Source organism: Cellulomonas sp. P4_A2 (genome assembly GCF_056402515.1).
The window spans coordinates 1-26,740 of record NZ_JBFUHG010000002.1; the positions used below are offsets into that span (position 1 = coordinate 1).

The 26,740-nt window shown below is 72.0% G+C and carries 21 protein-coding genes; 14 read left to right on the plus strand and 7 right to left on the minus strand.

All coding sequences use genetic code 11. From position 1 onward, the window contains the following. Nucleotides 1-472, minus strand: a 472-nt coding sequence (locus AC1DUE_RS02845) for a hypothetical protein (protein ID WP_477037877.1), incomplete at its 3' end; no start/stop codon positions are given. 280 nt (nucleotides 473-752) lie between these two features. On the opposite strand from AC1DUE_RS02845, the gene AC1DUE_RS02850 reads away from it, so the two are divergent. Beyond that, a complete protein-coding gene (locus tag AC1DUE_RS02850) occupies nucleotides 753-4,886 on the plus strand; it encodes an endo-1,4-beta-xylanase (protein WP_477037878.1) in 4,134 nt (1,377 codons plus the stop codon). Between the two features lie 4 nt (nucleotides 4,887-4,890). Beyond that, the gene (locus tag AC1DUE_RS02855; RefSeq protein WP_477037879.1) at nucleotides 4,891-5,874 is read left to right on the plus strand and encodes a LacI family DNA-binding transcriptional regulator; all 984 of its coding nucleotides are present in this window, start codon (nucleotides 4,891-4,893) and stop codon (nucleotides 5,872-5,874) included. A 61-nt stretch (nucleotides 5,875-5,935) separates the two neighbouring features. On the opposite strand, the gene AC1DUE_RS02860 is transcribed toward AC1DUE_RS02855, so the two are convergent. From AC1DUE_RS02860 to AC1DUE_RS02870, 3 genes are all read right to left on the minus strand, one after another. Further along, nucleotides 5,936-6,988 carry a WxL protein peptidoglycan domain-containing protein gene (locus tag AC1DUE_RS02860; protein ID WP_477037880.1) on the minus strand — a complete coding sequence of 351 codons (1,053 nt, stop codon included), beginning with the start codon at nucleotides 6,986-6,988 and terminating at the stop codon, nucleotides 5,936-5,938. Between the two features lie 82 nt (nucleotides 6,989-7,070). Then, entirely contained in the window at nucleotides 7,071-9,068 is a 1,998-nt protein-coding gene (locus tag AC1DUE_RS02865; protein ID WP_477037881.1) for a purple acid phosphatase family protein, read from the minus strand. Nucleotides 9,069-9,196: 128 nt separating this feature from the next. Beyond that, entirely contained in the window at nucleotides 9,197-10,405 is a 1,209-nt protein-coding gene (locus tag AC1DUE_RS02870; RefSeq protein WP_477037882.1) for a HupE/UreJ family protein, read from the minus strand. 161 nt (nucleotides 10,406-10,566) lie between these two features. Between AC1DUE_RS02870 and AC1DUE_RS02875 the strand changes: the two genes are divergently transcribed. From AC1DUE_RS02875 to AC1DUE_RS02890, 4 genes are all read left to right on the plus strand, one after another. After that, a complete protein-coding gene (locus tag AC1DUE_RS02875) occupies nucleotides 10,567-11,229 on the plus strand; it encodes a hypothetical protein (protein ID WP_477037883.1) in 663 nt (220 codons plus the stop codon). A 223-nt stretch (nucleotides 11,230-11,452) separates the two neighbouring features. Then, complete coding sequence (eda, locus tag AC1DUE_RS02880; RefSeq protein ID WP_477037884.1) at nucleotides 11,453-12,091, plus strand: bifunctional 4-hydroxy-2-oxoglutarate aldolase/2-dehydro-3-deoxy-phosphogluconate aldolase; 639 nt, start codon at nucleotides 11,453-11,455, stop codon at nucleotides 12,089-12,091. A 7-nt stretch (nucleotides 12,092-12,098) separates the two neighbouring features. Beyond that, nucleotides 12,099-13,016 carry a ribokinase gene (locus AC1DUE_RS02885; RefSeq protein WP_477037885.1) on the plus strand — a complete coding sequence of 306 codons (918 nt, stop codon included), beginning with the start codon at nucleotides 12,099-12,101 and terminating at the stop codon, nucleotides 13,014-13,016. A gap of 63 nt (nucleotides 13,017-13,079) precedes the next feature. Then, nucleotides 13,080-13,706: a 4'-phosphopantetheinyl transferase family protein gene (locus tag AC1DUE_RS02890; RefSeq protein WP_477038092.1), complete on the plus strand. Its 627-nt coding sequence runs from the start codon at nucleotides 13,080-13,082 to the stop codon at nucleotides 13,704-13,706. A gap of 3 nt (nucleotides 13,707-13,709) precedes the next feature. On the opposite strand, the gene AC1DUE_RS02895 is transcribed toward AC1DUE_RS02890, so the two are convergent. From AC1DUE_RS02895 to AC1DUE_RS02905, 3 genes are all read right to left on the minus strand, one after another. Further along, on the minus strand, nucleotides 13,710-14,231 hold the full coding sequence (locus AC1DUE_RS02895; RefSeq protein ID WP_477037886.1) for an AMIN-like domain-containing (lipo)protein: 522 nt from the start codon (nucleotides 14,229-14,231) through the stop codon (nucleotides 13,710-13,712). 146 nt (nucleotides 14,232-14,377) lie between these two features. Further along, nucleotides 14,378-15,589 (minus strand): alpha-hydroxy acid oxidase, encoded by a 1,212-nt coding sequence (locus AC1DUE_RS02900; protein WP_477037887.1) that lies wholly within the window; start codon nucleotides 15,587-15,589, stop codon nucleotides 14,378-14,380. Between the two features lie 88 nt (nucleotides 15,590-15,677). Beyond that, on the minus strand, nucleotides 15,678-16,742 hold the full coding sequence (locus AC1DUE_RS02905; RefSeq protein ID WP_477037888.1) for a LacI family DNA-binding transcriptional regulator: 1,065 nt from the start codon (nucleotides 16,740-16,742) through the stop codon (nucleotides 15,678-15,680). Nucleotides 16,743-16,962: 220 nt separating this feature from the next. Here AC1DUE_RS02905 and AC1DUE_RS02910 point away from each other — a divergent pair, with 220 nt between their 5' ends. From AC1DUE_RS02910 to AC1DUE_RS02945, 8 genes are all read left to right on the plus strand, one after another. After that, complete coding sequence (locus AC1DUE_RS02910) at nucleotides 16,963-18,441, plus strand: sugar ABC transporter ATP-binding protein (protein WP_477038093.1); 1,479 nt, start codon at nucleotides 16,963-16,965, stop codon at nucleotides 18,439-18,441. Then, a complete protein-coding gene (locus AC1DUE_RS02915) occupies nucleotides 18,438-19,466 on the plus strand; it encodes an ABC transporter permease (RefSeq protein ID WP_477037889.1) in 1,029 nt (342 codons plus the stop codon). The genes AC1DUE_RS02910 and AC1DUE_RS02915 overlap by 4 nt, the downstream gene beginning before the upstream one ends. Beyond that, a complete protein-coding gene (locus AC1DUE_RS02920; protein ID WP_477037890.1) occupies nucleotides 19,463-20,479 on the plus strand; it encodes an ABC transporter permease in 1,017 nt (338 codons plus the stop codon). Before AC1DUE_RS02915 ends, AC1DUE_RS02920 begins: the two co-directional genes overlap by 4 nt. A 61-nt stretch (nucleotides 20,480-20,540) precedes the next feature. Then, nucleotides 20,541-21,617, plus strand: a complete 1,077-nt coding sequence (gene rhaS, locus AC1DUE_RS02925) for a rhamnose ABC transporter substrate-binding protein (RefSeq protein ID WP_477038094.1) — start codon at nucleotides 20,541-20,543, stop codon at nucleotides 21,615-21,617. 67 nt (nucleotides 21,618-21,684) lie between these two features. Further along, the gene (locus AC1DUE_RS02930) at nucleotides 21,685-22,053 is read left to right on the plus strand and encodes an L-rhamnose mutarotase (RefSeq protein WP_477037891.1); all 369 of its coding nucleotides are present in this window, start codon (nucleotides 21,685-21,687) and stop codon (nucleotides 22,051-22,053) included. Further along, nucleotides 22,050-23,219: an L-rhamnose isomerase gene (gene rhaI / locus AC1DUE_RS02935; RefSeq protein ID WP_477037892.1), complete on the plus strand. Its 1,170-nt coding sequence runs from the start codon at nucleotides 22,050-22,052 to the stop codon at nucleotides 23,217-23,219. The genes AC1DUE_RS02930 and rhaI overlap by 4 nt, the downstream gene beginning before the upstream one ends. Next, a complete protein-coding gene (locus AC1DUE_RS02940; RefSeq protein ID WP_477037893.1) occupies nucleotides 23,219-25,249 on the plus strand; it encodes a bifunctional aldolase/short-chain dehydrogenase in 2,031 nt (676 codons plus the stop codon). The genes rhaI and AC1DUE_RS02940 overlap by 1 nt, the downstream gene beginning before the upstream one ends. Further along, nucleotides 25,249-26,724 carry a rhamnulokinase gene (locus tag AC1DUE_RS02945; RefSeq protein ID WP_477037894.1) on the plus strand — a complete coding sequence of 492 codons (1,476 nt, stop codon included), beginning with the start codon at nucleotides 25,249-25,251 and terminating at the stop codon, nucleotides 26,722-26,724. The genes AC1DUE_RS02940 and AC1DUE_RS02945 overlap by 1 nt, the downstream gene beginning before the upstream one ends. Nucleotides 26,725-26,740 lie beyond the last annotated feature (16 nt).

The window sequence follows — 26,740 nt, forward strand, 5'->3', positions numbered from 1 at the left end:
GACCCGACGGGTCCGCGACCATCACCTCGCCCATCAGGACGTCGACCTTGCGCGCATCCACCCGGCCCGCAGCCCAGGCGTCCAGGACCACCGGATGCGTGCACGCCAACGACGCTCGCACGACCAGCATCTCCGCCGAGCGCCGCGTGATCACCAACGCACACGCCAACTCATCCGGCACCGGAGACGGGTGCACCGGGCGGCGGACCTCCAGCTCATGGATCGCGACCGCCTGCGCCGCCTGCGCCGCCCGGATCAGCTGCTCGAACCCCTGCACCACCCCGATCACCGCACCCGAGGGCAAGTCCGCCACCTGCACACCATCGAGCAGGCCCGCCAACTCCAGAAGAGAAGCACCCGGCACCGGAAACTCCGGCAGCTCGGCGCCGGCAGCAGGGACGGCGGGGTGTGTTGTGGTCGTGCCCATTCGTCGCGCCGCCCCCCTGTCCGCCGGATCGATCCGTTCGAACAAGTGTACGATCGACCACCGACACGCGACCGAGCGTGCGAGCAATCTGTGGACACGGCCGGACCGGGCAAAGAGCAACGCGATCAAGAGAGTCGCGCCGCGACACCGCCAGCCCCGTCACCGCAGGTGGGAAAGCACGGCGGAGCCCGCGGCGCACCGACCTGTCGGCTAACCGATAGTTTCGGACACAATTCGGTCACAAGCGACTACCCCACCCTGCGGATCCACCGCGATCTTGCGTACGGTTCCGATGATTCGGGCCACAGTGCGCAAAGGAGCGTTCATGAGCTGGACCAGTCGGCAGCGCCGACCGTTCGAAACTATCGGAGTTCTCGTGGCGGCGTCGGCCCTGGTGGTCGCACCGCTCGCCGCGACCACGTCGGCCGTCGCGGCCGACGCTCCGGTCCTGGCCAGCACGTTCGACGGCGGCACGTACGCGCCGTGGGTGGTCAACGGCGGAGCGAGCCTCGCGCTCGTCGCCGACCCGGGCGGCAGCGGCCAGTCGCTGAAGGTGTCAGGCCGCACGCACGCCTACGACGGCGTCGCGCTGGACCTCACCTCGGTCGTGCAGCGCGACGTCAGCTACTCGATCTCCTTCAAGGCGCGCCTCGCGGACGCGGCTCAGCCGGCGGGCGGTGTGCACTTCACCGTCGACGACGGCAGCTACACGTGGGTGTCGGGCGACTCCGCCCTGACCGCCGACGCCTGGACCACCGTGAGCGGCTCGTACACGCTCGGCGCCGGCGTCGCGCCCGGGACGATGTACCTGGACACCTCGGGCAGCACGTTCCCGGACGTCCTGCTCGACGACGTGACGATCACCGGGCCGGCGGGCGGAGACCCCTGCACGCCCACCGCCCCCACGACGTTCGTCGCCGCGAGCTTCGACGACCAGACCCTCGGCGGCCTCGGGAACGGCGGGAGCTCCACGACCAGCTTCGAGCAGGTCGACGGCAGCACCGCCGTGCGGGTCACGGGCCGCTCGCAGGACTACGACGGCATCCAGACCGCCTCGGGCGCGCTGGCGAGCCTCACCCCCGGCCAGACCGTCTCCCTCTCCGCCAAGGTGCGCCTGGCGGGGACGACGACGGCGACGACCTCCGCGCGCCTCGTCGTGAAGCCCGCCTACACCTGGGTGGGCAACACCTCCGGAGTGTCCGCGACGGGCTGGACGACGCTCACGGGCACCTACACCGTGCCCGACACCGGCGTCGCGCCCGCTGACCTGCAGGTCTACCTCGGCACCGACGCGCTCTCCGACGGGACCTCGACGTACGACTACTACGTCGACGACGTCAGCATCGCGATCCCCGGCGACGACTGCGGCGGCGACCCGGGCGACGGCGACCCCTGCACCTACCCCACGACCGACACGCTCGTCAGCACCGACTTCGAGGGCGGCCTGGACGGCTGGGCCGGACGCGACGACGGCCACGGCACGGCGACGGTCGCGGTCACCGACGGCGGTCGCTCGAGCGCCCACGCGGTGCTCGTCAGCAACCGCCAGGGCCAGGGCCAGGGCGTCGGCCACGACGTCACGTGCGTGCTCAAGCCCGGCATCGCGTACCAGTTCACGGGCTGGGTGCGCTTCGGCGCCGGGCAGCCGGTGGACGCTCTGTGGCTGAGCATCGCCGCGACGAAGGGCGGCTCGACCACCTACAGCACGCTCGCGCAGTTCAGCGGCGCGACGAACACCGGCTGGACGCAGCTGTCTGCCAAGTTCACGATGCCGCAGGCCGACTCGGCGCTGCTCTACCTGGAGACGAGCTACCAGAACGGCGCGACGGGCAACACGTCCGACCTGCTCCTCGACGACCTGCAGGTGACCAGGCCCGCCGCGGCGACGATCCAGGACCTGACCCCGATCAAGGACACCGTGCCGTTCGCGGTCGGCGCCGCGATCGACAGCCGTGAGACCGCCGGGTCGGCCTCGGAGCTGCTGCTCAAGCACTTCGACCAGGTCACCCCGGAGAACTTCATGAAGCCCGAGGCCTGGTACGGCGCGGACCACGCGTTCGTCACCGAGAACACCGAGGCCGACGCCCTCATGACGTTCGGGCAGCAGAACCACGTCAAGGTCTACGGGCACACCCTGGTGTGGCACAGCCAGACGCCGGACTGGTTCTTCCAGCACGACGACGGCACCTGGCTGACCAGCAGTCCGGCCGACCAGGCGATCCTCACGCAGCGGATGCACGACCACATCGACGACGTCGCGAAGTACCTCAGCGACCGGTACGGCGCCTTCGGCAGCGACACGAACCCGCTGTACGCGTTCGACGTGGTCAACGAGGCCGTGTCCGACGGCACCCACGATCCCGACGGCCTGCGCCAGAGCCACTGGTACCAGGTGCTCGGCGAGGGCTTCATCGAGCAGGCGTTCCGCTTCGCCGACGAGGCCTTCAACGGCACCTACGCGGCACCCGGCGCCAGCCACCCGGTGACGCTGTTCCTCAACGACTACAACACGGAGCAGACCGGCAAGCAGGACCGCCTCCTTGCGCTCGTGCAGCGGCTGCTCGCCGACGACGTCCCGATCGACGGCGTGGGCCACCAGTTCCACGTCAACCTCTCCATGCCGGTCGCGACCCTCGGCGATGCGATCGAGCGGTTCGAGGGGCTCGGGCTGCGCCAGGCCGTGACCGAGCTCGACGTCCCGACGGGCACCCCGGTCACCCAGGCGAACCTGATCGACCAGGGCTACTACTACAAGGCCGTGTTCGACATGCTCCGCGCGCACTCTGCCGACATCTTCTCGGCGACCGTGTGGGGCCTGACCGACGGGCGGAGCTGGCGTTCCGGCGACGGCGCACCGCTCGTCTTCGACGACGACCTGCAGGCCAAGCCCGCCTACTACGGGATCACCGACCAGGACCTGCCCGCCCGGCAGCGCTCGGCGGTCGTGTTCCAGGGCGCCGGCCCGTTCGACCCTCTGGAGTGGCAGAAGCTGCCCCTGCACGCGATCGACGACCGCTCGGACTTCCAGCTGCGCTGGGCGCCGGACCACCTGACGGCCTACGTCCACGTCACCGACGCGACGCCCGGCGCCACCGACGGACTGACCTTCGAGTACGCCGGTCGGACCGTCACCGTCCCGCGTGCCGAGGGGACGGAGGTCACGGGCGGCTACGACGGCGTCGTCACCCTCCCGCTCGACACCCCGGTCGCGGCCGGCGGCACCCTGCCGTTCGACGTCCGGGTCACCGACGACGGCACGACGACCGGCTGGAACTCGGCCGGCGTGCTCGGCACGCTCCAGCTCGTGGAGCCGCTGTCGTACGTCGAGATCCCGGAGACGGCGACGTCCCCGACGATCGACGGGACGGTCGACGCGGCGTGGTCGTCGGCGGCGACCGTCGAGACCGGGAAGCAGATCTCAGGCACCGGCGGCGCGACCGCGACCGTGCACACCCTCTGGAAGGGGAACACGCTCTACGTCCTCGCCGACGTCACCGACCCGACCGTCGACGTCACGGCGTCGGACCCCTGGCAGCAAGACTCGGTCGAGCTCTTCGTCGACGCCGGCAACGCCAAGAACGGCGGGTATCGGGCCGACGACACCCAGATCCGGATCAGTGCAGAGAACCTGCTCTCGTTCGGCACGGGCGACGAGGCCGCACAGCGCGCCCGCGTCACCAGCGCGACGAGCCGGACCGAGCACGGGTACGTCGTCGAGGCGGCCGTGAGCCTGCTCGAGGACGGCGGGCTCGGCGCGTTCGAGGGCCTGGACTTCCAGGTCAACGACGGCACGGGGGGCACCCGGACGGCGATCCGCGCCTGGGCCGACCCCACCGGGAACGGCTACCAGACGACTGCCCGCTGGGGCGTCGGACACCTGGTCGCCGCCCCCGAGCCGCCGCCGGCGGCACCGGTGGTCACGACCCAGCCGGCGTCGGTCTCGGGTCCGCTCGCCTCGACCGTGACGTTCACGGCCGCCGCGTCGGGCTACCCGGTGCCGTCGGTGCAGTGGCAGCGCAAGGCGAAGGGCGCCAAGACCTGGAGCAACGTCGCCGGCGCCCGGTCCCCGTCGCTCGACGTCGTCGTGAGCACCGCGGCGAACGGCGCCCAGTACCGGGCGGTGTTCACGAACGTCGTCGGTTCGGCCACGACAACGGCGGCCACGCTGACGCTCAAGGCCGCGCCGCCGACGATCACGACGCAGCCGACGTCGGTCACGGTCCGTCCGTGGACCCTCGCGTCGTTCCACGTCGAGGCGGTCGGCTACCCGGCGCCTCGCTACCAGTGGTCCGTCAAGCTGCCCGGGTCGAACCGCTGGGTGCCCGCGCTGTGCGGCAGCACGAGCACCCTGCACCTCCTGGCGCTCCAGGCGACGTCCGGCACGCAGGTGCGGGTCGTGGTGAGCAGCTCGGCCGGATCGGTGACCAGCCAGACGGCGACACTGACGGTCCGCCGCTGACCGGGTGACCAGCGTCGACGCCCCGGGTCCCTCCGCCCGGGGCAAGGTGCTGAACGGACGCACCGACGTCGCACCCGCCACGCGTGCCCGCATCGAGTCGGTCATCGAGGCCCGCGGCTACCGTCCGCGTCGCAGCAGGCTCGGGTCCGGACCGGGGCTGCTCGACCTCGTCTTCCACGAGCTGGACTCGCCGTGGGCGCTGCAGATCATCAGCGGTGTCGAGCAGGTGGCCGGCAAGAACCGGCTCGGGGTGGTCCTGTCCGAGCTCGGCGGCGCGCACCGCCCCCGCCAGGAGTGGCTCGACGACGTGCTGCGGCGCCGGCCGCGCGGCGTCATCTTCGTCCTGTCCGAGCTCGACCCCGCCCAGCGTCACCAGCTCGAGACGCGATCGATCCCGTACGTGCTCGTCGACACGGCCGGCGAGCAGCCGCCGGGCGTGCCGACCGTCGGGTCGGCCAACTGGGCGGGCGGTCTTGCGGCCACCCGTCACCTCCTCGGCCTCGGCCATCGTCGGATCGCGGTGATCTCCGGCCCGGCCGACGTCCTCTGCAGCCGGGCCCGAATCGACGGGTACCGCTCCGCGCTCGAGGAGGCCGGCGTCGCGGTCGACCCGTCTTTCGTCCGGTACGGCGACTTCTTCGTCGGCGGCGGGTACTCGCACGGACGCAGCCTGCTGGACCGGCCCGACCGTCCGACGGCGATCTTCGCGGGCTCCGACTTCCAGGCCATGGGCGTGCTGCGGGCCGCCCACGACCTGGGTCTGCGGGTGCCCGAGGACCTCTCGGTCGTCGGCTACGACAACCTGCCCGTGACCGAGTGGATCTCACCGCGCCTCACCACCGTCAACCAGCCGCTGCAGGAGATGGCCGCGACGGCGACGCGCATGGTCCTCAGCCTCGCGCGCGGTGAGACGCCGGCCAACCTGCGCATCGACCTGGCCACCGAGCTCGTCGTGCGCGACAGCACCGCACCGCCGCGCGAGCCGTAGGGTCCGAAGGCCCGGGCGCAGCGCGGTCCGCGGCGCCCGGACGCGGGCGTCGCGGTGCGGCTCAGCCCGGCGCCGAGGTAGCCCGCTCGCGCAGCGCGAGGTCGACGGCCTCCTGGACGCGGGCCGCCTCGGCCGCCGCGCGGCGGCGACGGTTGCGACGGATCACGCGGACGGTGCCGACGACGGCCGCGGCAACGGTGAGCACGAGCACGAGGAGCGACCACGGGACGGCCCAGGTCGACGCCGTGGCCGTCTCCGGGTCGAGGGAGGTGGTCGACCCCGACAGGTCGGTGAACAGCGGCGTGACCACGGCGGTGGCCGTGAGGCGGACGGTGGGCGCGACGCCGTCGACCGGGACCGTCACCTTCCACGACTCCCCCGGCAGCAGCTGCGGAGGAGCCTCGAGGTCCCCGGCCTCGGCGGACGCCCACCCGAACGGGCCGGCGACGGACGCGACCTGCTGGGCGGACACGACAGCGTTGCCGGTGTTGTGGAGCGTGTAGCTGAGCGTGGCGTCGCCCGTCGCGAAGGGGTTGAGGGTGCCGTGGTACGCGACGGACACGCCCTCGACCTCCAGGCTGGGCTGGACCTCTCCCCCGACGTGCAGCGTGACCCGGACGCCCAGGCGCCGGTCGACGTTGATGCCCTCCTCGGCGTCGGACTGCGTGAGCGTCGTGACGATGCCACCGACGTAGTCACCGGGCGTCGCCGAGTCGGGGACCCGCACCGTGAAGGGCACGTCGACCGTGGCACCGGGCTGGACCGTGATGCTGCCGGCGTCCGCGTCCACCCACGCGCCGACGCCGCTCGACGTCTCGTCCGTCGTGAGCAGGTCGAGCTGGCCGCTCTCAGTCGTGTAGCCGTCCGCGGCGTAGACGGCGAGGTCGAGCGCGGCCGCACCGTGGTTGGCGACCACCAACGTGTCGTCGACGGAGCCACCGGGGTTCACGGTGTACGCGAAGCTCGTCCGGTCGGCGCCGAGGTCGTTGCTGCCGGTGCGCACGGTCCAGGTGACGTCGTTCTCGCCCGCCGCGGTCGCTGGAGCGGTGAAGCCGAGGACGGCCAGAGCGGCGAGCAGGGCGGCCAGTGCGGTGCGGACGAGTCGTGCGTGCATCGAAGAGTCCTTCGGGGTCGAGAGACGGGAAATCCGGTGGGTGGGCGCACGAGGCGCCCACCCACCGGTCAGCGGACCGAGGTCAGCTGCTCAGAGCGGTGATCGTGAGCGTGGCGCGGTACGAGCCCTTGGCCACCTCGCCCGGGATCTTCAGGTCCAGGTCGGCGCCGAGCTTGGCCGTGCCCTTGTCGTGGCCCTGGCTCGCGGAGCCGAGGCCGCGCGAGATCGACAGGCCGCTGCCACCACCGGCGTAGCCGGAGACGACCGACTCACCCGCGGTCGCACCCGCACCGGCCTGGACCACCTTGGGGGTCCAGCCGAGGTTGGCGCCCGAGAACGACTTCGCGCCGTCCTTGAAGTCGCCCACCGAGGCGGAGATCGACCACGGAGCCTTGCTGTGGCGCGAGTCCGTCACCGTGATCGGGTTGATCTGCCCGGTGGCCTCGAAGTAGTCGCCGTCGTGCTCGACGGCCGTGCCGAGGTCGACCAGGCCGTTGTAGCCGTCGATCGTCCAGCCGAACTCACCGGGAGCGGCGTCGGGCACCGCGACCTGGATCGACTGGCCGGAGCCCTGGTAGGGGTGGACCGTCACCGAGTCGGTGACCGACCCGACGGGCTGCGCAGGCGACGAGCCGTTGTTCGGGCCGCACCACGGCACCTTGCCGAGCTCGACCGCGGCGTTCGGGGCGGAGCAGTCGCCGCTGCGGAGGTTCTCGACCACGAGCTTGTCGGAGCGCACCTGGACCTTGACGTAGGTGCGCACGTGCTCCTGGTTCTCGACCGAGTTGTACCAGTAGCTGCCCGGGTTCAGCGGGTCCGCACCGTTGCCGGCACCGCTGGTGCCGCTGGCGTCGGGGGCCGTGATGTCGTAGTACTTCGAGCCCGAGGCCGAGTTGGCCGTGACGTACAGGACGCCGCCGGGGCCGGGGTACACGTCCGCGGCGCCGGGCTGCTCGGTCGGGTCGGCCTTCGCGCTGTTCTTGATCAGGTAGCTGCGCGAGTAGCTGTGGTCGTGACCCTGCAGGACCAGGTCGACGCCGAGGTTGGAGAACGTCGTCGGGAAGTCGACGCGACGGACCTTGTTGTCGCCGTCCTTCGCGTGGTCGGCCGGCGAGTAGATGGCGTGGTGGTAGACGAGGACCTTGTACTTGGCCTCGGAGCCGTGCTGGTTGATGACGTCGGTGACGTAGGCCAGGTGCGCCGCGTCGCCGCCACCACCCTGCGAGGTGGCGTAGGAGTTGCTGTTCAGGTCGATGAACAGGACGTCCTTGTAGATGTACCAGTAGTCGCCGCCCGACGTGTTCGAGGTCGGCGTGCCGTTGGCGTAGAGCGCCGCCGAGCGGTCGGTGTTCGGCGTGTACAGGTGCTGCTCGTACGCCTTGCCGCCGACGTCGTGGTTGCCGATCGTCGCGGCCCACGGGTACTGCCGCAGCTTGTCGGGCGCGAGGAACGCGGTCCACTGCGCCTCGGTGTTCGCGGTCTCGACCTGGTCGCCGCCCGAGACGAGGAGCTCGGCGTTCGGGTTGGCCGCGAGCGACACGTCGAGCGTGTCCTGCCAGCCGGCCTGGTCCTTCGCCACGTTGCCCGACGCGCCGATCTGCGGGTCGCCGTAGAACAGGAAGTCGTAGTCACCCTCGAACGACTGAGTCGTGAAGGAGTAGGTCGGCGACCAGCCGCTGGCGTCGGAGCCGACCCGGTAGGAGTAGACGGTGTTCTCGGCCAGGCCGGCGAGCGTGGCGTGGCGGTTGAAGCCACCGCTCGTGGCGATGTTCGCGCCACCGACACCGGAGACGGTCACGGCAGAGGCCGGGAACGCGCCGGCGACGAGGTCGGCGGTGGGGGCGAGCTGCACGCCCTGCGCCGCGTCGACCGACGAGTACCAGGTCACGATGCGCTGCGTCTCGTTGGAGCCGACGCCGAGGATGATCCCCGTGAGGCTGGCCGGGTCGTCGGCCATGGCGGGGCTGGAGATGGCGATGCCACCGAGGGCGCACGTGGCGCCGACTGCGAGGGCGGTGAGGCGTACAGACATCCGGTGCCGGGCTGCCCGGCGCTCGGGTGTCACGCTGATCGAAGACATGCGTCGTCCGTTCTCTCCTGGGAGGGGCCTGTGTGGCGGTTCCCAACGTGCCCACACCGGGTGAACCCGGGGCGAACGAGGACGATCCGGCGGGTTGCCCCTGCCGGAACGGTTGCCCCAGGTGCTCGTCACGCGCCGAGCAGGCGTTCCGCGAACCAGACCAGCCCCATGACCGTGACGCCGGCCGCGAGCAGCCCGGTGATCCAGAGCCCGGCACGGGGTGCCCGGTACCGGGTCATGGTCAGCGCCGGGAAGATCAGCAGGATCAGCGAGATCTGCACGACCTCGATGCCCACGTTGAAGACCAGGAGCGACCAGAGCAGCGTCCAGGACCAGGCCTCGTCGATCCCGAGCGCGCCGGCGAACCCGAGGCCGTGCACGAGCCCGAAGCAGAAGACCACGCCGAGCCGCAGCCAGCCCGCGCGGTCGAGACCGAGGTGTCCCCCGTGCGTCGTGTCGATCTCGGTGGCGCGGTCGCCGTGCTTCCAGATCCGCCACAGGTACCAGCCGGCCACCACCGCGATGGACAGGGCGATGATCGGCTCGACCACCCGCGCGGGCACGGACACGACCCCCGTCGCGGCCAGGATGAACGTGATCGAGTGCGCGACCGTGAACGTCGTCGCCGCGAGCACGATCTCGCGCAGCCCCCGCGAGCCGGCGATCAGGGCGAGCAGGAACAGGATGTGGTCGATCCCCGTGAGCAGGTGCTCGGCGCCCAGGTGGAAGAACTCCCAGAACCGCTCGCGCGTCGTCTGCTCGGTGGAGAACGTGGGGTTCGCCTGGTCGAGAGCCGCGCTGCCGTGCTGCCCGTCGAGCTCGTAGGTGACGATCGTCTTGGCGTCGCGGACGTAGCCCTCGTCGTCGCCGAACAACGTCGTCGTCACCTCGTGGGCGCCGTCCGCCGTGCCGCACTCGTGGTCGAGCACCAGCACCGCGTAGGGCACGCCCTCGCGCTGCTCGATCGTCACGTCACCGGCCTGGGAGGGGGTGCAGACCTCGTCGGCCGACGAGACCGAGAAGCGGTCCGTCACATAGGCGAGCACCGTGTCCGCGTGGGCGACGAGCGCTGCCGCCTGCTCCGTCGCGTCCCCGTCGTCGAACGCCGCCGTGCCGTCCTGGAACAGCGCGTCGTCCTGCTCGGCGTCGGCGGCGGACACGACGAGCAGGTCGTACTCGAGCCCGAGCTCGGTCCGCACGTGCCCGTGCGTCGGTGACGTGACGTCGACGAAGACGCTCGTGCTGAACCCGTGCGCGGACGCGGGCGAGGACCCGAGTGCGGTGAGCACGAGAAGGGCGAGGCAGACGAGGACGGACCGCCGGGCGGCGCGCGACATGAGAACTCCTTCGGGTGGGCCAGCGCACCGTCCACCGTCGGGATGAACACGAGACGGACCGTTGACGAACGCCCGTGGAACGTCGTCTCCCGGGAGCCGAGAACGCCTGTGGCCTGGGGTAGGAAGGAGCCCGCACCTCCGCTCACAAAGGACGATCCCGCTTGCACGCACGAGTTCGCACGGTCGGTTCCCTGGCCGTGGCAGCGGTCCTGCTCGCGGGTTGCAGCGGCGCCGACGGCTGGACAGAGCCGCGCGTCGCACCGTCGGGCATCGGAAGCCTCGGGTCGGGATTCGTCGACCCGTCCGCGCCCCCCAGCCCGGAGGCGACGATCGCGCCCGAGCCTGGTTCGTGGGACGGCGTACGCCCAGCGAAGGGCTACCGGGTGGTCCTGCTGTCGGCCGGCGACGACGCGCCGACCGCCACCCTGGTCGGCGCCGTGCGGGACTGGGCCGCCGACGAGGACGTCGCGCTGAAGACGGTCGCCGTCGACGACGCCGACTACGTCGGCGGCATCACGACGGCCATGTCGATGCACCCGGACCTGATCGTCAGCGTGGGCGACGGGCTCGTCGACCCGCTCGCCGTGGTGACGGCCAACCACCTCGACGAGCAGTTCCTCGTGATCGGCGCCGAGGTGGCCGAGCCGACGCACAACGTCACGGCGGTCGACTGGACCGGCGCCTCGTTCCGCGGCGAGGGCCTGGGCACGTCCTCGACCTACGACGCCGACTCGTTCACCCCCGAGCGTGGCGCGGCGGCGGTCCGGGCCGGCGTCGCCGCCGTCGTGAGCGGCGTCACCGGCATCGTGGTCTGGATCGACTAGGTCGGGCCAGACCTCGGGCAGCAGCCCCGTCGCGACGTCGAAGACGAACCCGCGGACGGACTCGTTGTGCGGGACGTCGGGCTCGCGACGATGCGCGCGACCGGACGTCGCGCGCCGAACGGCGACACTCTCGCATCGTGGACGCTGTCGGCACGCGTGGGCCCGGGCTCCGCACGTACGGTGTGCGTGTGGACGAGTGCACCGCATACCGGACGGGCCGACGATGACCGACGTCCTGGCCGCCCTCGAGGCCCACGGCGTGGTGCCCGTCGTGGTCATGGACCGCGCCCTCGACGCCGACTACCTCGCGGAGGCGCTGGTCGGCGGCGGCCTCCCGGTCGCCGAGGTGACGCTGCGGACGCCGGCCGGGCTCGGCGCGATCCGCACGCTCGCCCTGCGCGCGGACACCCTCGTCGGCGCCGGCACCGTGCTGACCGCGACGCAGGTGGACCAGGCCGTCGACGCCGGCGCGACGTTCGTCGTCTCCCCCGGGCTGTCGCGACCCGTCGTCGAGCGGTGCCTCGAGCTCGGCGTGCCGGTGGTGCCGGGGGCCGTGACGCCGACCGAGGTCATGGCGGCGCTCGACCTGGGCATCTCGTGCGTCAAGTTCTTCCCCGCCCAGACGTCGGGCGGGCCTGCCGCGGTCGCGGCCCTCGGCGCCCCGTTCGCGGACCTGCGGTTCGTCCCGACCGGCGGCATCGGCCCCGACAACGCCGCCGCCTACCTCCGCACGCCCGGGGTCGTCGCCGTCGGCGGGTCCTGGATGGTGTCGCGCACCCTCATCCAGGCCCGCGACGTCACGACGATCCAGCACATGTGCCGCGAGGCAGTCGAGCTGGTCCGGTCCGTCCGCGGGGCGTGAGCACCGCGTGACCTGGGACGTCGTCGTCGTCGGCTCCGTCAACGTCGACCTGCTCGTGTCCGTCGACCGCCACCCGGCGCCGGGCGAGACCGTGCTCGGCAGGTCGGGTGCGCTGCTCCCCGGCGGCAAGGGTGCGAACCAGGCCGTGGCGGCGGCTCGGCTCGGTGCCCGCGTCGCCCTGGTGGGCGCCGTGGGCAGCGACGCCAACGCGGGCGTCGCGACGAGCGGACTGGTCGAAGCGGGCGTCGACCGCGGCGCGGTGTCGACGGTCCCGGGACCGACCGGCCTCGCCGTGGTGACGCTCGCCGACGACGGCGAGAACTCGATCGTCGTCGTCCCGGGCGCGAACGCACTGGTGGACGTCGCGGCCGTCGCCACGGCCGCACACCTGATCGCCGCGGCGAGCCTCTGCGTGCTCCAGGCGGAGATCCCCCTGACCTCCGCGTGGCATGCCGCGAAGGTGGCGGCCGACAGCGGCGTCCGCGTCGTGCTCAACCTCGCGCCGGCGTACCCGGTGCCGCCGGAGACCCTCGTGCTCGCGGACCCGCTAGTGGTCAACGAGCACGAGGCCACTCTGCTCCTCGGCTGGCTGGGGCACGCGGCCCCCGTCTCGGACGTCGCGACCGCGCGGGCGGCAGCCGTGCACCTTCGCGCCCTCGGCGTGCCGTCCGTCGTCGTCACCCTCGGCGGCTCCGGCGCGGTCGGCGCGGACGCCGACGGGTCGTGGTCCCTGCCCGCCCGACAGGTCGTCGTCCGCGACACGACGGGTGCCGGCGACGCGTTCGTCGGCGCGCTCGCGACCTGCCTGGCGCAGGGCGACACCCTGCGCGACGCGGCCGCGACGGGCGTGCGGGTCGCGGCGTGGTCCGTGCAGCGGCTCGGGGCACAGTCGTCCTTCCCCCGTGCGGGCGATCCCCTCCCCTGAGAGTCGGCCGCCACGATTTCCCGCAGCGCTCCGTCGGCGGTGCCTGACAGACTGGCGAGCGTGATGGAGCAGGTGCTGCCCCCCGACATCGTCGTCGACGAGCATCGCGGCGCCCCCGTGCCCGCCGAGCTGTTCCCCGAGGAGGAGGCAGCCGTCGCGCGGGCCGTGCCCACGCGGCGGGTCGAGTACGCCGCCGTCCGCGCCTGCGCCCGCACGGCCCTGACGAAGCTCGGGCCGGGTCCGGTCGCCGTGCCGTCCGCGCCCGACCGCGCCCCGATCTGGCCCGACGGGGTGGTCGGCAGCATGACCCACTGCGACGGGTACCGGGCGGCTGCGGTGGCGCACAGCGAGGACTGGGCGGGCGTCGGGATCGACGCCGAGGTGCTCGAGCCCCTGCCCCCCGAGGTGCTGTCGCTCGTCATGAGCTCGGCCGAGCAGGACGCCCTCGCCGACCTCGACCCGGGCATCTGCCCCGACCGCATCCTGTTCTCCGCCAAGGAGTCGGTCTACAAGGTGTGGTCGCCGATCATGCACTCGTGGCTCGGGTTCGAGCACGTGGACGTCCGGATCGGCCATGGCACGTTCACCGCACGCCTGCGCGTCCGCGGGCTCGGCACCGACCTCCTGCGCGGTCGGTGGGCCGTCGGCGACGGCCTCGTCGTCACCGCGGTCGCGCTCGCCCGGGCCTGAGCCTCACCAGCGGTGCGCGACGTCCACCACGAGTCGCGACGAGGTGCCCGGACCGTCGAGCGCGAACACGCGGAACGGCAGGCGCGCCCGCACCCCGAGCCCGACGCTGGTGTAGCCCTCGAACGAACCGGCGAACACGACCTGCCGGAAGGTGCGGTACCCGGACACGTTGCTCAGCTCGAGCGGGTTCGCGGGTGCGTACGTCTCGCCCACGTCGTTCACGGTGATCTCGATGGCCGCGCCGCCGCGCGTCGGGATGACCGCGCCCGACCCGTCGCGGGTGACCTGCGGGACGTAGCGCACGGTGTAGCCGCCGACGTCACCGGCCACGTCGATGACCAGCCGGTCGTAGCAGGAGTGCCGCCCGGTGCGGACGTTGGTGACGGGCGCCTGGGACAGGCCGGGGACAGTCTTCTCCAACGAGCCCCACCGGATGCCGCAGTACGGCGCGGCGGTCGCGGGCGGTGCCGAGGCAATCAGCAGGGCACCCAGGAGCAGGACGATCGACAGGAACGCTCGGCGCATCGCACGACCTCCTCGTCGTACTGCCGGGCGTCGGATGCCCGACCCCTCAGGATAGCGCCGCGGAACCCGCCCATACCGGGTGAATACGCTCGCGGGCAGCCCGCGGCATTCAGTGGGACACCTGACCCTCAGTCCTCGGGCGGCCCTCAGGGCAGTCGTACGTGTTGTGGTCCGAGCTGGTCGGTCGTGGTGACGCCGAGCAGTGCCATGGTGCGTCGGATCTCGCGGGTGAGGATGTCGGCGGCGCGGTCGACGCCGCGCTGGCCGCCGGCCATCAAGCCGTAGAGGTAGGCGCGCCCGATCATGGTGGCGTCGGCCCCCAGGGCCAGGGCGGCGACGATGTCGGCGCCGGTCATGATGCCGGTGTCGACCCAGACCTCCGTCGTGTCGCCGAGGGCTTGCTTGACGTCGGGGACCAGGCGCAGCGGGACGGGGGCGCGGTCGAGCTGGCGGCCGCCGTGGTTGGACAGCACGATCGCATCGGCGCCGGCGTCGCTGACCCGGTGGGCGTCGGCCAGGGTCTGGATGCCCTTGATGATCAGCGGCCCGTCCCAGGACGCGCGGATCCATTCCAGGTCGGCCAGGGTCATGCTCGGGTCGAACAGGCGGTCCAGCAGGTCCGCGACGGTCCCGGACCACTCGGTCAGGGACGCGAACGTCAGGGTCTCGGTGGTCAGCAGGTTCATCCACCAGGCGGGGTGGGTCGCCGCGTCCAGCACCGTCTTGACGGTCAGAGCCGGGGGGATGGAGAACCCGTTGCGGGCATCCCGCAACCTCGCCCCGGCGACGGGGACGTCCACGGTCAGGACCAACGCCTCGAACCCCGCGGCCTTCGCGCGGGCCATGAGCTCTTCACCGGCGCCCCGGTCACGCCACACGTACAGCTGGAACCACTTGCGCGCGTCCGGCCCGGCTGCGGCGACGTCCTCGATCGAGGTGGTGCCCATCGTGGACAACGCGTACGGGATCCCCCGGTCCTGGGCCACGGCCACCACGGCACGTTCGCCCTCGTGGTGCATCAACCGGGTGAACCCCGTCGGCGCGAACGCGAACGGCACCGCCGCGGGCCGCCCCAGCATCGAGGTCGTGGTGTCGATGTGGGAGACGTCCTGCAGGATCGAGGGTCGCAGCTCCAGCTGGTGGAACAACGACCTGGCCCGGCGCAGGCTGATCTCGGCCTCTGCGGCACCATCGGTGTAGTCGAACACCGACCGCGGCGTGCGCCGCCGCGCCACCTTGCGCAGGTCGCCGATCGTCAACGCGTCCCGCAACCGCCGCTGCGTGCCATCCCAGACCACCGGCTTGGGCCGCAACAACGGCGCAAGCTCCGACCACCGCGGCACCTGACGAACGGTCACCGGGACACCTCCCCAGGCAGCTCCCCACGGGCACCAGCGCCCGCGGAATGCCGACTGTAACGTTTCATTCGCGCCGCGGGAAGCCCAGTCACCCGGCGACGACGGCCGGGTTCGACGACGTACGCACCACGAGCTCGGGCTGGAACTGGATCTGCTCGTGGACGTAGGCGCTGCCCTCGGTGCGGTGTCGCAGCAGCAGGTCGGCGGCCGTGAACCCCAGCTTGTGCGTCGGCTGCCGGACGGAGGTCAGGGGCACCATGAGCGCGGGCGCGAAGTCGACGTCGTCGTAACCGACGACCGCCATCTCGTGCGGGATGGAGATGCCCGCGCGACGCAGCACGCGCAGCGCCCCGAGGGCCGTGAAGTCGTTCACGCAGAACGTCGCGGTGATCCGCGCACCGTCGGTCGGCCGCGACAGCAGCTGCTCGGCGCCGAGCACTCCCCCGTCGGCGTTCAGCGTCGGGATCGTCACCTCGACCAGCGCCTCGGCCGGGTCCAGGCCGGCCGCCACGAGAGCCGCCACGACGCCGTCGCGCCGGTCGGCGCACTGACGGATGCCCAGCGGGCCGTTGAGGAAGGCGATGCGCGTGTGGCCCAGCGCGATCAGGTGCTCGACCGCCATCGCGCCGCCACGGACGTCGTCGACCGCGACGGACGACATGCTCTCGAGCGGTGAGGTCGCGTCGAGGAGCACCGTGTCGATGCCCCGCTCACGCACCGCGAGCAACGTCTCCAGCGAGCCGGGCGACGACGGCGTCACCATGACGCCCTGCACGCCGTGCTCCTCGAAGAGTCGCAGGTAGCGCGCCTCGCGCTCCGGCTTCTCGTCGGAGGAGCTGAGCATCAGCGTGTACTCGTCGAGCGCGAGGCGGTCCTCGATCCCGCGCGCCACGGCGGTGAAGAACGGGTTGGCGATGTCCAGGAGCACCACGCCGATGCTCTGCAGGGTCCCGGCGCGCAGCTGCCGCGCCGAGGCGTTGCGGACGAACTGCAGCTCCTCGATCGCCGCGAGCACCCGGTCACGGGTCCCGCTCGCCACCTGGTCGGGCCGGTTGAGCACGTTCGAGACCGTGCCGACGGAGACCTGCGCGAGCCGTGCCACATCCACGACCGACGCACGTCGCGGCGCCCGTCCGTTGGTGCCCACCGTCATCGCTCGGCCCCTCTCCCTCGTCGGCCCCGATGCTAGCGGCTCGAATATAACGATTCAGTCAGTTCGCGCCCGCGCTCTTGCACGCGTCGTCCGGCCGCGACTAGGGTCCGTGCATTGAATCGATTCAGCCTCAAGGAAGAGGATCGTCGATGTCCCGCACGAACCCCCGGTCGTCCGCGTCGCTGGACGCTGCGTGACCGCGGCCGCCAGCACCGGACCCATGCTCGAGGTGCACGACCTGGTCAAGCACTTCGGGCCCGTCGTCGCGCTCAGCCGTGGCGAGCTCGAGGTGCGCGCCGGCGAGATCCACGCGCTGATCGGCGAGAACGGCGCGGGCAAGTCCACGCTCGTCAAGATCCTCGCAGGCGTCTACCAGCCGACGTCGGGCACCCTGACGCTCGGCGGTGAGCCGTTCGTGCCGCGCACGCCGGCCGAAGCCCGGGACGCGGGCGTCGCGGTCATCTACCAGGAGCCGACGCTCTTCCCCGACCTCTCCGTCGCGGAGAACGTGTTCATGGGCCGCATGCCGAAGCTCGGCGCGTTCGTCTCCCGGCGGGAGATGCGGCGGCGCACGGGCGAGCTGCTCGCGCTGCTCGGCGTCGAGATCGACCCCGACCGTCCGGCCCTCGGCATGTCGATCGCCGACCAGCAGCTCGTCGAGATCGCCAAGGCCGTCTCGCTCGACGCGCGGGTGCTGGTGATGGACGAGCCGACGGCGGCGCTCAGCGGGGTCGAGGTCGACCGGCTGTTCGCGGTCGCGCGTCAGCTGCGCGACCGGGGCGCGGCCGTCGTGTTCATCTCGCACCGGTTCGACGAGATCTTCTCCCTGTGCGACCGCATCACGGTCATGCGGGACGGGGCGCACGTGGCCACCGAGAACGTGGCCGACACGACGCCGCCCGAGGTCGTGCGCCAGATGGTCGGGCGCGCGGTCGACACCCTCTTCCCCCGCACCGAGCGGACCCCCGGCGAGACCGTGCTCTCGGTGCGGGGGCTGTCCCGCGCCGGCGTGTTCGCGGACATCGACCTCGACGTGCGCGCCGGCGAGATCCTCGGCGTCGCGGGCCTCGTCGGATCGGGCCGCAGCGAGGTGGTCCGCGCCGTCTTCGGCATCGACCGCTACGACGCCGGCACCGTGACGATGCTCGGCGTTCCCCTGCCTCCGGCGGACCCCGAGGGTGCGATGCGCCGCGGGCTGGCCCTCGTCCCCGAGGACCGCCGCAAGCAGGGGCTGCACACCGACCTCTCGGTCGCCCGCAACATCGCCCTCACGCTGCGCTGGCGGATCAGCCACCTCGGGCTGCTCTCCTCGGGCGCCGAGTACCGCGAGGCAGAGACCTGGGCGGCCGCGCTGCAGGTCAAGGCCCGCGACCTCGACACCGTCGCCGGCACGCTGTCGGGCGGCAACCAGCAGAAGGTCGTGCTGGCCAAGTGGCTGTCGACCAAGCCGAGCGTGCTGATCATCGACGAGCCCACCCGGGGCATCGACGTGGGGACCAAGGCCGAGGTGCACCGGCTCCTCGACGAGCTGGCCGGGCAGGGCGTCGCGATCATCATGATCTCCTCGGAGCTGCCCGAGGTGCTCGGCATGAGCGACCGGGTGCTCGTCATGCACGAGGGCCGGGTCACCGCGGTGCTCGACCGGGCCGACGCAGACGCCGAGACCGTGATGGCCGCCGCGACGGGGGTGGCCGCATGAACGTCGGTCAGCTCCTGCGCCGCCGCGAGACCAGCATCCTCATCGCGATCGTCCTGCTGGTCGTCGTCGCGACCTCCAAGAACAACGGCTTCACGTTCAGCAACGACGGCTTCCGCGACCTGATGCTCGCTCCCGCGCTGCTCGTGCTCCTCGCGGTCGGTCAGAGCATCGTCATCATCACCCGCAACGTCGACCTGTCGGTCAGCAGCGTGCTCGGCATCGTCGCGTTCGCCACCGGCAAGTGGTTCATCGACGTGCCCGGCATCCCGATCGTCGTCGTCGTCCTGCTCGGGCTTCTGTTCGGCGCCGTGCTCGGCGCCATCAACGGGCTGCTGGTCACCATTGTCTCGGTCCCGTCGCTGGTCATCACGCTGGGGACGCTCTACATCATCCGCGGCATCACCGTGACCTGGGCCGGCAGCGAGCGCATCAACGCGAGCGAGATGCCGAAGTCGTTCCTCGCGCTGGGCACCGCGAAGGTCGGGCCGATCCCCCTGCTGGCGCTCATCGCGCTGGCGGTGGTCGTCGTCGCGGCCGTGTACATGGGGTTCGCCCGCGGCGGGCGGGAGCTGTACGCGATCGGCTCGGAGCCCGAGGCCGCACGGCTGTGCGGACTCCCGGTCAAGCGCCGCACGTTCTTCGCCTTCGTCCTGTCCGGCACGCTCGCCGGCCTGGCGGGCGTCCTGTTCGCCGCCCGCTACGCCACGGTCGCCTCGAACGCCGGCACGGGGCTCGAGCTGCAGGCCGTCGCGGCGGCGGTCATCGGCGGCGTCGCGATCTTCGGTGGCAGCGGGACGGTCGCGGGTGCCGCGCTCGGCGCGGTCCTGCTCGCGACGATCGACCGCGCCCTGCCCATCCTCGGCATCCCCGACTTCTGGCAGCAGGCGGTCGTCGGCGCGCTCATCCTCGGCGCGATCGTGCTGGACCGCGTGCTGGCCCAGCGCAACGCGCGCCGCCTCACCTCGACGGCCGTCCGAGATCACGTCCAACCGCCACCGGCACTCACCGTGGGAGGTGCCCGATGAGCCAGACGCTCGCGCCCACGCGCACGGTCCCGCTCGCCCCGACGCCGGCCACCCGGTGGCGTCGCGCCCTGCTCGGCCGGGACTCCGCCGTCGTCGGGCTGCTCGTCGTCGTCGTGCTCGCCGCGTCCGTGCTGGTCCCCGGCTTCGCCAGCACCACCACCTGGTACTACCTCCTGCTCGACGTCTTCCCGATCCTGCTCATCGCCCTGCCGATGACCCTCGTGATCATCTCCGCGGAGATCGACCTCTCGGTCGCCTCGATGCTCGGCCTCAGCAGCGTGATCGTCGGCTCGCTCTTCGAGGCGGGCTGGCCGGTGCCGGCCGCGGCCGTGGTCGCGCTGCTGGTCGGTGCGCTGGGCGGCTGGTTCAACGGGTTCCTGATCACGCGGGTAGGACTGCCGTCCCTCGCCGTCACGATCGGCACCCTCGCCCTCTTCCGCGGGATCGCCGTCGGAATCCTCGGCACCCGCGCGGTCACCGGGTTCCCGGACTGGGCCCAGACGCTCGTCACCAGCCGCGTCGGACCGATCCCGTCCGTGATCTTCCTGTTCCTCGTGCTCGCGGTCCTGTTCTGGATCACCTTGCACGCCACCGCGGTCGGCCGTGTCACCTACGCCACCGGACTGAACGCCGAGGCCGCCCAGTTCGCCGGCGCGCGCGTCGGGCGGCTCAAGCTCGGGATGTTCGTCGCGACCGGCGTGATGTCCGCGCTGGCCGGCATCTACTGGACGCTGCGCTACGGCACGGCACGCGGCGACAACGCCGTCGGCCTCGAGCTGGCCGTCATCGCCGCCGTTCTCGTCGGCGGGGTGTCCATCTTCGGCGGCCGCGGAGGCATCGTCGGCGTCATCGCCGGCGTCCTGGTGATCGGGGCGCTGCGCMGCGCCCTGCGCCTGGCCGACGTGTCCTCCGACGTCATCAACGTCATCACCGGATTCCTGCTCATCGCCACCGTGATCGCCCCCGGCCTCTGGGCACGGTTCGGCGACCGCTTCCGGCGCAGCAGCACCTGAGACCAGCACGCGCACGTCGTTGTTCCCATCCGCACAGCACCAGAAGGGAAGTCCCATGATGATGTGGATCTCGCGTCGGAAGGACGGCCGAGGACTCACCGCAGCACGCGTCGCCGTCGCCGCCGCTGCCGTCGCCCTCCTCGCCGCAGCCTGCAGCTCCGGCGCACCGGGCTCGGACGACACGGCCGGGGGCGACTCGTCGGCGTCGGCCGAGGGTGGCGGGGGTGACCTCTCGATCACGTTCCTGCCGAAGAACCTCGGCAACCCGTACTTCGACACCTCGAGCAAGGGTGGCAAGGCGGCCGTCGAGGCCATGGGCGGGACCTTCAAGGAGGTCGGCCCGACCGAGGGGACGCCGGACGCGCAGGTGAGCTTCATCAACACGCTCACCCAGCAGAAGGTCAGCGCGATCGTCCTGTCCGCGAACGACAAGTCGGCGCTGTGCAGCTCGCTGGACGAGGCGAAGGCGGCGGGCATCAAGATCGTGACGTTCGACTCCGACGTCGACGCCGAGTGCCGCGACCTGTTCATCAACCAGGCCACCGCCGAGGGCATCGCCAAGGCGCAGGTCGACCTGATCGCCGAGCAGATCGGCGACGCGGGCGAGATCGCGATCCTGTCGGCCACGGCCAACGCGACCAACCAGAACGCGTGGATCGACATGATGAAGACGGACCTCGCGGACAACCACCCGAACATCCAGCTCGTCGACGTGGTCTACGGCGACGACGACGACCAGACGTCGTTCGACAAGACCGCCGCACTGCTGCAGTCGCACCCCAACCTCAAGGGCATCGTCTCGCCCACCACGGTCGGCATCGCGGCCGCTGCCCGGTACCTGCAGACGTCCGACGCCAAGGGCAAGGTCAAGCTGACCGGGCTCGGCACGCCGAACTCCATGCGCGACTACGTCAAGGACGGGACCGTCGACGCCTTCGCCCTGTGGAACCCGGAGGACCTCGGCGCCCTCGCCGCGTACGCCGCCGGAGCGCTGGTGGACGGGACGATCACCGGCAAGGAGGGTGACACCTTCACGGCGGGCGCCCTCGGCGAGTTCAAGGTCGGCGCAGACGCGACCGTCCTGCTGGGCGAGCCGTACGTGTTCAACGCCGACAACATCGACGACTTCGACTTCTGACGTCGCCACCCCCGGTGCCGGCCGGCACGACGGCCGGCACCGGGTCCCACACCTCGGAGCGCCTCCCATGACCCGCGTCTGCTTCATCTCCCGCGTCCGCGCGGACCGTCTCGACGAGTACCGGGCACGGCACGCCGCCGTCTGGCCGGAGATGCTCGAGGCGCTGCGGGACGCGGGCTGGGCGGACTACACGCTGCACCTGGGCGCCGACGGCCTGCTCGTCGGCTTCCTGGAGACGACGGACTTCGCCGCCGCCCGAGCAGCGATGGCGGCGACGCAGGTCAACGCCCGTTGGCAGGCGGAGATGGCGCAGTTCTTCCTCACGCCGGGCAACCCCGACGAGGGCTTCGCGGTCCTCGACGAGGTGTTCGACCTCGACGCACAGCTGCGGGCAGCAGGCCTGCCCACGGCCGGAGCACAGGAGCCACACGTATGACGATCGACCCGCAGACAGCCCGGGCGGCCCTCGCCCAGCAGACGATCGAGCTGCCCTCGTGGGCGTTCGGGAACTCCGGCACCCGGTTCAAGGTCTTCGCGCAGGCCGGAGTCCCGCGGGACCCGTACGAGAAGCTGGCGGACGCCGCGCAGGTGCACCGGTACACGGGCGTCACCCCGCGGGTGTCGCTGCACATCCCCTGGGACCTCGTCGACGACTACGACCGGCTGGCGGCGCACGCCGCCGACCTCGGGCTGCAGATCGGCGCCATCAACTCGAACCTCTTCCAGGACGACGACTACATGCTCGGGTCACTGACGCACCCGGACGCCCGGGTGCGCGCCAAGGCCGTCGCCCACCACGTCCAGTGCATCGACGTCATGCGCGCCACGGGCTCCACCGACCTGAAGATCTGGCTGCCCGACGGCCTGAACTACCCCGGCCAGGACTCGCTGCGCGCCCGGCAGGACCGCCTCGCCGAGTCGCTCGCGCAGGTCTACGCAGCCCTCGACCCGAACCACCGGCTGATCCTCGAGTACAAGTTCTTCGAGCCCGCGTTCTACTCGATGGACATCCCCGACTGGGGCACGTCGCTGCTGCACTGCCTCGCGCTGGGCGAGCAGGCGTTCGTCGTCCTGGACACCGGGCACCACGCACCCGGCACCAACATCGAGTTCATCGTCGCGCAGCTGCTGCGCGCCGGACGCCTGGGCGCCTTCGACTTCAACTCCCGGTTCTACGCCGACGACGACCTGATGGTCGGCGCCGCGGACCCGTTCCAGCTGTTCCGGATCCTGCACGAGATCGTCGAGGCGGGCGCCCTGTCCCCCGACTCCGGCGTGAACTTCATGCTCGACCAGTGCCACAACATCGAGCCCAAGATCCCGGGGCAGATCCGGTCGGTGATGAACGTGCAGGAGGCGACGGCCAAGGCCCTGCTCGTGGACGTCGACGCCCTGCTCGCGGCGCAGCTGGCCGGCGACGTGCTCGGCGCGAACGCGGTGCTCATGGACGCCTACAACACGGACGTGCGGCCGCTGCTGGCGGACCTGCGCACGTCCCAGGGGCTCGACCCCGACCCGATGGGCGCCTACCGGGCGTCCGGGTATGCCGACACGATCGTGGCCGAGCGCGTCGGTGGCGCGCAGGCCGGATGGGGAGCCTGATGCCGACGCCTGCCGAGTCACTGGTCGCCCGTTCGAACCGTCTGGGAGCCGATCCGCGGACGACGAACTACGCCGGTGGCAACACGTCCGCCAAGGGCGCGGCCCTGGACCCGGTCACCGGTCAGGACGTGGAGCTGCTGTGGGTCAAGGGGTCCGGGGGCGACCTGGGCACCCTGACGGCGAAGAACCTGGCCGTGCTGCGACTGGACCGCGTCCGTGCCCTGGTCGAGGTGTACCCGGGGGTCGACCGCGAGGACGAGATGGTCGAGGCGTTCGACTACTGCCTGCACGGCCGCGGCGGCGCGGCTCCGTCGATCGACACCGCGATGCACGCCCTGGTCGACGCCCCGCACGTGGACCACCTGCATCCCGACGCCGGCATCGCTATCGCCACCGCCGCCGACGGCGAGGCACTGACCCGGGAGATCTTCGGCGACGCGGTCGTGTGGGTGCCGTGGCGCCGGCCCGGGTTCCAGCTCGGGCTGGACATCGCGGCCATCAAGGACGCCAACCCGCAGGCGATCGGCTGCATCCTCGGCGGCCACGGCATCACGGCGTGGGGATCGACGTCCGACGAGGTCGAGGAGCGCTCGCTGCGGATCATCCGTACCGCGGAGGCGTTCATCGCGTCGCGGTCGCAGGGCGAGCACCCGTTCGGTGCGGTCGTGGTCCCGGCTCTTCCCGACGACCAGCGGCGGGCCCGCGCGGCCGCGCTCGCGCCCGTGATCCGTGGGCTCGCCTCGATCGACCGGCCGCAGGTGGGTCACTTCACGGACAGCGAGGTCGTGCTCGACTTCGTCGGCCGCCAGGCCCTGGGTCGGTTGGCGGCGCTGGGCACGTCGTGCCCGGACCACTTCCTCCGCACCAAGGTGTCGCCGCTGGTGGTCGACCTGCCCGCGACCGCACCGCTGGACGAGGTCGTCGCGCGGCTGCAGGAGCGGCACGCCGCCTACCGGGCCGACTACCAGGCGTACTACGACCGGCACGCGACCCCGGACAGCCCGCCGATCCGCGGCGCCGACCCGGCCATCGTCCTGGTGCCCGGCGTCGGGATGTTCTCGTTCGGCAAGGACAAGCAGACGGCGCGGGTGGCCGGGGAGTTCTACGTCAACGCGATCAACGTGATGCGCGGCGCCGAGGCGATCAGTACGTACGCCCCGATCGACGAGTCCGAGAAGTTCCGCATCGAGTACTGGGCGCTCGAGGAGGCCAAGCTCGCCCGCATGCCCAAGCCCAAGCCGCTGGCCACGCGCGTCGCCGTGGTCACCGGTGCCGGGTCGGGGATCGGGCGCGCGATCGCCGAGCGCCTGGCCGCCGAGGGCGCCTGCGTCGTGGTCGCCGACCTGAACCTGGAGGGCGCGAGCGAGGTCGCGGCGTCGCTGGGTGGTTCCGACGTGGCGGTCGCGGTGCAGGCGGACGTGACCTCCGAGGAGGACATCGCCCGACTGGTCCGCGAGACGGTGCTGGCCTTCGGCGGCGTCGACCTCGTGGTGAACAACGCGGGCCTGTCCATCTCCAAGCCGCTGCTGGAGACCACCGTGCGCGACTGGGACCTGCAGCACGACGTGATGGCCCGCGGGTCGTTCCTCGTCGCGCGCGAGGCTGCCCGCGCGATGATCGCGCAGGGCATGGGCGGGGACATCGTCTACATCGCCTCGAAGAACTCGCTGTTCGCGGGCCCGAACAACATCGCCTACTCCGCGACGAAGGCCGACCAGGCCCACCAGGTCCGCCTGCTCGCGGCCGAGCTGGGCGAGCACGGCATCCGCGTGAACGGCGTCAACCCGGACGGCGTCGTGCGCGGGTCGGGGATCTTCGCCGGTGGGTGGGGCGCCCAGCGGGCGGCCGTCTACGGCGTCCCGGAGACCGAGCTGGGCGCGTACTACGCCCAGCGCACGCTGCTGAAGAAGGAGGTCCTGCCCGAGCACGTCGCCGCCGCGGTGTTCGCCCTGACCGGACCCGACCTCGTCCAGACCACGGGCCTGCACGTCCCGGTCGACTCCGGCGTCGCCGCAGCCTTCCTGCGCTGATGGCGGGGTTCGCGGCCGTCGACCTCGGCGCGTCGAGCGGCCGGGTCATGCTCGGGCGCGTCGACGCCTGGCGGGCCGGGCCGCGCGTGGTCCTCGACGAGGTCGCGCGGTTCCCCAACGGTGCCGTCGACGTCCCGGGCGGGCTGCGCTGGGACCTGGAGCGGCTGTGGCGGGACATCGTCGGCGGCCTGCGCACCCTGACCGGCGGCGGGGAGACGCTCGACGGCGTCGGCATCGACTCGTGGGCGGTCGACTACGGCCTGGTCGACCGCGCGGGCGCGCTTCTCGGTGCGCCGGTGCACTACCGCGACCACCGCACCGACGGCGTGCCGGACCGCGTCTTCGCGACGATCGGCGCGGCCGAGCTCTACGGCCGCACGGGCATCCAGACGCAGCAGTTCAACACGGTCTTCCAGCTCGTCGCCGCACACGGCGAGCTGGCGGCCGCCGACCGGATCCTGCTCATCCCCGACCTGCTCGGCGCCCGCCTCACGGGCGTGCAGGGCGCCGAGATCACGAACGCGTCGACGACCGGCCTGCTCGACGCACGGACCCGGCAGTGGGCGACGGACCTCGCGGCACGGCTGGGGATCGAGGAGTCGCTCCTGCCTCCGCTGCGGGAGCCGGGCACCCTGCTCGGCACGGCGCTCCCCGAGCTCGGGCTGGGCGACGGCCTGCGGGTGTGGACCGTCGGCTCGCACGACACCGCATCCGCGGTCGTGGGCGTGCCCGCGACCGCGCCGGACTTCGCGTACGTCTCGTGCGGCACCTGGTCGCTGGTCGGGCTCGAGCTCGACGCGCCGGTGCTCAGCGAGGCGAGCCGTCTGGCCAACTTCACCAACGAGGCCGGCGTCGACGGGACCGTCCGCTACCTGCGCAACGTCATGGGTCTCTGGGTCCTGCAGGAGTCACTGCGCACCTGGCGCGAGACCGATGGCGACGACGCCGACCTGCCCCACCTGCTCCAGCTCGCGGCCGACGTGCCGTCGCTGCGGACCGTCGTCGACATCGACGCCGGGGACTTCCTGCACCCCGGCGACATGCCGGCGCGTCTGGCGCACGCCGCGCGGTCGACCGGGCAGCCCGTCCCGACGACGCGGGCGCAGGTCGTGCGGTGCATCCTCGACTCGCTCGCGCTCGCCTACCGCCGCGCGGTCCGGACCGCCGCCGAGCTGGCCGACCACGACGTGCGGACCGTGCACCTGGTGGGCGGTGGCGCGCGCAACGCCCTGCTGTGCCGGCTGACCGCAGATGCCACGGGCCTGCCGGTCGTCGCGGGACCGGTCGAGGCCGCCGCACTCGGGAACGTGCTGGTCCAGGCACGCGCCGCGGGGGTGGTCGCCGGTGACCTGCGCGACCTGCGCACCGTGATCGCACACAACACCGAGACGGTCACGTACCTGCCGGACCGCGGCCCCGACGGCCACGAGGAACGCTGGGCCGCCGCCGAGCGCCGCCTCAGGTCCGCGTCCTGAGGACCCGACGAGGTCT

Bases quoted from the DNA above. Each gene is read 5' to 3' on its own strand.
- AC1DUE_RS02850 (WP_477037878.1), top strand. From the start codon at position 753: ATGAGCTGGACCAGTCGGCAGCGCCGACCGTTCGAAACTATCGGAGTT.
- AC1DUE_RS02860 (WP_477037880.1), bottom strand. From the start codon at position 6,988: ATGCACGCACGACTCGTCCGCACCGCACTGGCCGCCCTGCTCGCCGCT.
- AC1DUE_RS02865 (WP_477037881.1), bottom strand. From the start codon at position 9,068: ATGTCTTCGATCAGCGTGACACCCGAGCGCCGGGCAGCCCGGCACCGG.
- AC1DUE_RS02870 (WP_477037882.1), bottom strand. From the start codon at position 10,405: ATGTCGCGCGCCGCCCGGCGGTCCGTCCTCGTCTGCCTCGCCCTTCTC.
- eda (WP_477037884.1), top strand. From the start codon at position 11,453: ATGACCGACGTCCTGGCCGCCCTCGAGGCCCACGGCGTGGTGCCCGTC.
- AC1DUE_RS02890 (WP_477038092.1), top strand. From the start codon at position 13,080: ATGGAGCAGGTGCTGCCCCCCGACATCGTCGTCGACGAGCATCGCGGC.
- AC1DUE_RS02895 (WP_477037886.1), bottom strand. From the start codon at position 14,231: ATGCGCCGAGCGTTCCTGTCGATCGTCCTGCTCCTGGGTGCCCTGCTG.
- AC1DUE_RS02905 (WP_477037888.1), bottom strand. From the start codon at position 16,742: ATGACGGTGGGCACCAACGGACGGGCGCCGCGACGTGCGTCGGTCGTG.
- AC1DUE_RS02910 (WP_477038093.1), top strand. From the start codon at position 16,963: ATGCTCGAGGTGCACGACCTGGTCAAGCACTTCGGGCCCGTCGTCGCG.
- AC1DUE_RS02915 (WP_477037889.1), top strand. From the start codon at position 18,438: ATGAACGTCGGTCAGCTCCTGCGCCGCCGCGAGACCAGCATCCTCATC.
- rhaS (WP_477038094.1), top strand. From the start codon at position 20,541: ATGTGGATCTCGCGTCGGAAGGACGGCCGAGGACTCACCGCAGCACGC.
- AC1DUE_RS02930 (WP_477037891.1), top strand. From the start codon at position 21,685: ATGACCCGCGTCTGCTTCATCTCCCGCGTCCGCGCGGACCGTCTCGAC.
- rhaI (WP_477037892.1), top strand. From the start codon at position 22,050: ATGACGATCGACCCGCAGACAGCCCGGGCGGCCCTCGCCCAGCAGACG.
- AC1DUE_RS02940 (WP_477037893.1), top strand. From the start codon at position 23,219: ATGCCGACGCCTGCCGAGTCACTGGTCGCCCGTTCGAACCGTCTGGGA.
- AC1DUE_RS02945 (WP_477037894.1), top strand. From the start codon at position 25,249: ATGGCGGGGTTCGCGGCCGTCGACCTCGGCGCGTCGAGCGGCCGGGTC.